General features: G+C 65.5%; 6 protein-coding genes and 1 pseudogene. 1 reads left to right on the forward strand and 6 read right to left on the reverse strand.

Annotated elements, in window-relative coordinates; all coding sequences use genetic code 11:
• Positions 1 to 16: 16 nt before the first annotated feature.
• Together AB0L57_RS12755 and AB0L57_RS12760 are read right to left on the reverse strand one after the other, a co-directional pair.
• Positions 17 to 517, reverse strand: a complete 501-nt coding sequence (locus tag AB0L57_RS12755) for a YbaB/EbfC family nucleoid-associated protein (protein ID WP_364960809.1) — start codon at positions 515 to 517, stop codon at positions 17 to 19.
• A complete protein-coding gene (locus tag AB0L57_RS12760; RefSeq protein ID WP_364960811.1) occupies positions 514 to 834 on the reverse strand; it encodes a hypothetical protein in 321 nt (106 codons plus the stop codon). Before AB0L57_RS12760 ends, AB0L57_RS12755 begins: the two co-directional genes overlap by 4 nt.
• 161 nt (positions 835 to 995) lie before the next feature.
• Here AB0L57_RS12760 and dtd point away from each other — a divergent pair, with 161 nt between their 5' ends.
• A complete protein-coding gene (gene dtd / locus AB0L57_RS12765; protein ID WP_364960813.1) occupies positions 996 to 1439 on the forward strand; it encodes a D-aminoacyl-tRNA deacylase in 444 nt (147 codons plus the stop codon).
• Between the two features lie 9 nt (positions 1440 to 1448).
• Here dtd and AB0L57_RS12770 read toward each other — a convergent pair whose 3' ends face one another.
• From AB0L57_RS12770 to AB0L57_RS12785, 4 genes and pseudogenes are all read right to left on the reverse strand, one after another.
• Positions 1449 to 2249, reverse strand: a complete 801-nt coding sequence (locus tag AB0L57_RS12770) for an ESX secretion-associated protein EspG (protein ID WP_364960815.1) — start codon at positions 2247 to 2249, stop codon at positions 1449 to 1451.
• Between the two features lie 10 nt (positions 2250 to 2259).
• On the reverse strand, positions 2260 to 5145 hold the full coding sequence (locus AB0L57_RS12775) for a hypothetical protein (RefSeq protein WP_364960817.1): 2886 nt from the start codon (positions 5143 to 5145) through the stop codon (positions 2260 to 2262).
• The gene (locus AB0L57_RS12780) at positions 5142 to 5462 is read right to left on the reverse strand and encodes a hypothetical protein (RefSeq protein WP_364960819.1); all 321 of its coding nucleotides are present in this window, start codon (positions 5460 to 5462) and stop codon (positions 5142 to 5144) included. The genes AB0L57_RS12775 and AB0L57_RS12780 overlap by 4 nt, the downstream gene beginning before the upstream one ends.
• 40 nt (positions 5463 to 5502) lie before the next feature.
• A pseudogene (locus AB0L57_RS12785) lies at positions 5503 to 5834 on the reverse strand (hypothetical protein); the annotation flags it as partial.

Below are 5834 nucleotides of genomic sequence, written 5' to 3' on the forward strand. Positions count from 1 at the left end.
GCGCGGAGCTCCCGGCTCACCAACTGGAGTCGGTGACCCGGCGTTCCGGTTCGACCGGATAGGTCTCCGCATCCTCGAACCGGAGCTCGTCCTCGCCGTAGCCGGCGGTTCGCTCCGGCGAATCCGGCGGGGCCAGTGAGGGTTCCGGCGCGACGGGCAGGCGCACATCGGGCATGCCCTCGATCAGATCGGTGAGTGCGGGCAGCTTCGCGCGGCGTTCCTGCAGCGGCGCCATCAGCACCCGATGCTTCTCGGCCAGATCCTTCGACGCCTGCTGCGCCGCCTCGGTCACCGCGCGCGCGATCTCCGAGTAGCTCAGATCCTCGATTCCCGCACCGAATTTGGTCTCGATGACGGCGCCGTCGGCGTTCACGCTCACGGTGACCCGGTTCTTGCGCACCGAGGCGCTGCCGGTCAACTCGGCCCGATCACGCTGGATTTCGGCGATCACCCGCAGTTGTTGCTTGGCCTCGCCGAGAATTCCCACCAGCTCGGCCTGCATGTGCTCGTTCGTCATCGGAGGCCGTCGGTGTTGCCGTGCTCCATCGTCTCCAGATAAGTGGCACTGTCGGTCTGGCCGTCGGAGACCTTCTGGAAGGCGTCGGCGAAGCCGCGCGCACCGGTGACCATGTTGTCGTGCGCCGCGAGGTAGCCGTCACCGGTGCCGGTGCCCGCGAACTGCTCGCCCAGAGTGTCGTCTCCCCAGGGCTTTCCGTATCCGCTGGTCCTACCGTGCAGCTTGGTCAGGACCTGTTCGATGTGATCGCGCACGTCCTGCGTCTTTCCGGCGGCGGTGCGGAGCTTCGCCACCTCGACCTCGATCTCGTTCGCCATTGTCGGTCCCTCCATCCCACTACCGGCCGGCGCCCGTAGACGTTGATGTTCGACGATGACAGTGCCGGGAGAATCGCCAGTGGCGCCGACGTGAACGCACGATGGCCGCCGCTGAAAACACCGCGCAAAGCCCCTGGCGGCCGATACTCCAGAATGGGGGCATGCGAATCCTGGTGCAGCGGGTCGCCTCGGCCCGGGTCACGGTCGGAGACGAGGTGGTCGGACGGATCGATCCGTCCGCGACCGGAGTGCCGCACGGCCTGCTCGCGCTGGTCGGAGTCACCGGCACCGATACCACCGCGATCGCGAAGACGCTGGCCGACAAGCTGTTCCGCCTGCGCATCCTCGACGGTGAACGTTCCGCCGCCGATCTGGGCGCGCCGATCCTGGTGGTCAGCCAGTTCACCCTCTACGCCGACACCGCCAAGGGACGCCGGCCCTCGTGGTCGGCCGCCGCCCCCGGACCGGTCGCCGAACCCCTGGTCACCGAGTTCACCGACGCGCTGCGTGAACTCGGCGCCGTTGTCGCGACCGGCCGCTTCGGTGCGCACATGCAGGTGTCGCTGGTGAACGACGGACCGGTCACCCTCCTGCTCGAGGGGTGAGCAGCGCGCTCACTCCTCCACCTCTCGGTAATCGCTCATCCGCTCGAGGATCAGTTCGGCCTCGGTGTCGATCCAGTCGGACAACCCGGCCGATCCCATACCGATCGCGATGGGCGTGGATTCCTCCAGCGGCATCACGTACCGGCCGTCACCGGGCAGATCCCGCCACAGCCTGGCAACCGAGATACGGCCGCGCGGACCGAATTTCGACCGCCCCTGCGTCAAGCGGACCGTCCCGCAGTGGTCGGCGGGGATGTTCAAGAAGACCGAGCTGGTGATGCCGTCGTCGTCATCGTCGTCGGCGACCATGGAACCCGTCGAGCCCCTGGAGCCGCCGCCCGAGGACCGGCCGCCGCCGCTGATATCGATCTCGATCGGCCCGCGTCGGCCCGGTTCGGCGGGTGGCATCAGGCGGACCACCGTGTCCCCCAGCGCCCGCGGATCGATCGGCGTAATTCTGAAACCGTCGGCATGATTGATGGTTTCCCCGGGTATCTGCGTGACCAGGAATCCGCGGGAGCCGAGGCGCCCAGCATAGAAGCGCACTCTCTTGGCCGGGTTGTCGAAGTCGTCGTCCTCCCAGACCTCGCCGCCGACCAGCACCTCGGGCAGCACCATGGTGTCCACGATCGCCTCGAAAGCGCTGTCGTCGCGGCTCTCCAATTCCGCTCGGGTGCGGCGCCATTCGCGCTCGTAGTCGTCCATGTACGGAATGCGGCTCGTGATGCTGAACATCGACGGCACCAGACCGAAGAATCGGGTGTCGCACAACACCTTGAACTCCAGGTCCGTCAGAGTCCACGTGGTCACTGTCTCTCACTCACGGTTCGATCACCGGCTTGACCCGGAATGGAGTGTCGCCCATGGCATCGTCCAGCCAATCCGTGGAGGTCAGATACTTCGGCCGGCGGTGCTGGCCCTGCGCTCCACCGTTCCCCGAACTCGATGCCGGGGTACCCGCCATCCCGGGCTGACCTGGTTGCCCCTGCTGAGCGGCCTGCTGGTCGTAGGAATCATGCTGTCCCGGACCATAGGACGAGACATCCGCGGGAAGCGCCGCTCGGGGGAACTTGTCGGGCTGGCGCGGTTCGTCGAGTTGCCGGGGCGGAGTCGTCCCGTCGCCGGACCCGAGTCCGTCACCGGATCCACCGCCGGCGTCCGCGCCGCCGCCACCGGAGCTGTCACCACCGCCGCCGCCCGGATCGAGTTGTGCGGCGATATCCGACAATCCCTCCATGCCGGGAGTCTGACCGAGTTCACGCAGCCGGTCCGCCAGCGAGTGCATCGGGTCGGCGGCGCCGGTTCCCGTCAGCAGTTCGTCCAGGCCGGGGATGCTCGACAGCAGATGCTGCAGATCCGGATCACTCGACAGCAACCCTTCCAATCCCGTTGAACCGGGCACCAATTGGTCGAGTCCCGGAATACCCGCCAGCAGGTGACTCAGCTGCGGATTGCTCGCGAGCAACTGATCGAATCCGGGAATGCCGTGCAGCAGTTGCCCCAGTCCCGCCAATCCGTCGTGCGCCTGCTGCCCGAGCTGGTTCAACGCCTGCTCACCGCCCGAGAACAGCGATTCCAGCGGACTGGAGGACCCCGTGCTCCCGCCCGACAGCAGGGATTCGAGGGGATTCGAGGCGTTGCCGGTGGTCCCGCCCAGCAGCGACTCCAGCGGATTCGACGAATTACCGGTGGTCTGCCCCAGCAGGGATTCCAGTGGGTTCGCACTGCCCGTCGTGACCGAATCGCCGTAGGGGTTCACCTCACCGTTCGTCGGCACCTCGGAATCCTGTTGTCCCGCCAATCCGGACAGCACGTCATCCAAGGAGGGTTGTCGCTGCCCGTTCTTGGCCGCGTTCGCACCGGACTGGGACTGTGGGTTCTTGCCGAGGCTCGACGGAATCGTCGACGAACCCGAACCGGAGCCCGAACCGCTCGAACCCGAACCGGTGCTGCTCGGTCCCGAGTACGGAGTACTGCCCGAACCCGAACCGCCGCCGGAGGATCCGCCGCTGCCCTGGTCGCCCAGGCCGTAGGAGTTGAGCAGATCGTTCAGATTCGGGAGCTGCTGCTGATTGGACTGGCCGTTGCCGGAGCCGCTGCCGGCACCGTTCTGGTTCTGCTGACCGTTCTTGCCGGACGATCCGGAGCCGCTGCCGTAACCGCCACTACCCGAACCACTTCCGGAGCCATATCCCTGGCCGCTACCGGAACCGTCACCGTTCCCGTAACCCTCGCCGTTCCCGGAGCCTTCACCGTTGCCATAGCCCTCGCCGTTACCGGAACCGTCACCGTTCCCATAGCCCTCGCCGCTGCCGGAACCCTCACCGTTCCCGTTGCCGTACCCCTCGCCATTCCCGTTGCCGTACCCCTCGCCATTGCCGTTGCCGTTCCCCTCGCCATTGCCATACCCCTGGCCGTTCCCCTGCCCGTTGCCGTTACCGCCACCCGAACCTTCTTGGTATCCGGCCTGATACCCCTCGTTGTAGGCCTCCTGCAGCTCTTGCTGATTGACGCCTTGACCGTTGCCGTTGCCCTGGCCATTGCCGTTGCCGTTGCCCTGGCCATTGCCGTTGCCATTGCCATTGCCCTGGCCGTTCCCGTTGCCATTGCTATTGCCGTTGCCCTGGCCGTTCCCGTTGCCATTGCCGTTCCCGTTGCCGTTGCCGTTCCCGTTGCCGTTGCCGTTGCCGTTGCCGTTGCCACCACCCGACTGACTACCGTCACTCGCCTGTCCGGGGATTTCGATCGTCGGAATCGTGGAGATCGTCGACTTCATCGGCTCCGCGTAGTACTTCTTGTAGTTGTCGCGAAACTCGTTGGTGTGGTGGTTCTTGCAGCCGGTCTTCTCCTTGGCTCCGGGGGCCGGCATCGACTTACGGGTGGCCTCGAGCCAGTCACTGGTGTAGCGCAGACTCGCGCCGGTGACCTTGATCGCGTCGATCAGGTCCTGCGCACTGTTCTTGTAGTTGCGCACCGCGGTCACCGCCGCGGTGGACGCGTCACCGGTCCAATCGGACTGCAGTTTGGCGATCTGGTCGGCATATTTGGTCAGATGGTCGGTCAGCGCCGTCGACATCGAATCCCAGAATCCGGACAGATCCATCGGCGGTTGCGCGTGAATCGTCTGTCCCAGCTGGATCAGCTGATCCCAGTCCAGGTTTTCGGAGTTCTCGATATTGATGGTGACCTGATCGGTCTTGCCGCCGTATCCCTGAATCGCCTCGGGGAAACTCGGCATCGTCCAGCTGTCGTCGACCCAGTCCTCGGAGAGATCGGCGACCACACTGCCACTCGACGTGGCCGTGGGCACCTTCACATTGCTCTTGGTGTCCTTGGGTTTGGCCAGATTGTCGAAGTTGAACTTGGAGCTGTCCTCGTGCGCGTCGAAAGTCTTACCAGCGGCGACGAAGGTGTTGTACTGATCGCGGACCACATTCGCGTGCGTCATCAACGAGTCGTACAGCGCCGAACCGTGCTTGCTGTACACCCCAGCGAGATCGCGGCTGGACTGCAGGTAACTGAACGCCCCGACCGAGTCCGCGCGAGCGTCGCGCACCGATTGCGCCAGCGCCTCCAGATTCGCGATCAGCAGTGCCGCGGAATCGGTGGCCGCCTTGATGTCCTTCGTATCGAACTTCAGCTTTCCACCATTCGCCGAGCCCAGGATCTGGGTCCACTCGGTGGTGTCCGCATTCGGAATCGTCATGATCCGCCTCCGAGCCCCTCGGTCGCTCCGCCTTCGGAAGCCCGGAACTGATCGGCCGCCGTTCGCTCGCCCTCAGCGAATTGATGCAGGGCGTCAGCCATGCTGTAGCCGCCCTCGACCATGTTCTTCCGGGTCGCCTTGTAGCCCTTGTCGCCGTCGGCGAACTTCTTGCCGGACTTGTCATTTCCCCACGGCTGATTGGTGGCGTCGTTCTCGATTCCGGTCAGCGTGCCGTTCAAGGTGTCGATCACCCCCCGAACCTTCCGCGAGACTTCCTCGGGCAGATCGGCGGCCTTGGTCAGCGCGTCGACATCCACCTCGATACTCTCCGCCATGTATCAGTCCCTACCTGTGTGCCTACAACTCGAGCGGTTTGTCGACATTGGGATCGCCCGCATTCGGATCCGCACCGGACGAATCGGGCGGCGGCACCGGCGGTTCCGCGGCATCGATCCACGCCTGCGAGCCCGGCGCGTCCGGCGCGTCGTAATACGCCGGCATCGGCCCGATATCCGGAACCCGCTTCGGCCGCGTCTTGGCCCGATAGTCCTTACCCGGCCCCAGCGGGATGGGCCCACGCTCCTCACCCGGACCGTCGGCGGGATTGCCACTGTGGTTGTTACCGCCCGGCGGTGCGGGGGCGGGCCGTGAGGGCGTCATGTAATTCGGATCCGACGGATCACGAAACC

It is taken from the genome of Nocardia sp. NPDC052254, assembly GCF_040679495.1.
Taxonomy (GTDB): Bacteria; Actinomycetota; Actinomycetes; order Mycobacteriales; family Mycobacteriaceae; genus Nocardia.

Bases quoted from the DNA above. Each gene is read 5' to 3' on its own strand.
- dtd (WP_364960813.1), top strand. From the start codon at position 996: ATGCGAATCCTGGTGCAGCGGGTCGCCTCGGCCCGGGTCACGGTCGGA.
- AB0L57_RS12755 (WP_364960809.1), bottom strand. From the start codon at position 517: ATGACGAACGAGCACATGCAGGCCGAGCTGGTGGGAATTCTCGGCGAG.
- AB0L57_RS12775 (WP_364960817.1), bottom strand. From the start codon at position 5,145: ATGACGATTCCGAATGCGGACACCACCGAGTGGACCCAGATCCTGGGC.
- AB0L57_RS12760 (WP_364960811.1), bottom strand. From the start codon at position 834: ATGGCGAACGAGATCGAGGTCGAGGTGGCGAAGCTCCGCACCGCCGCC.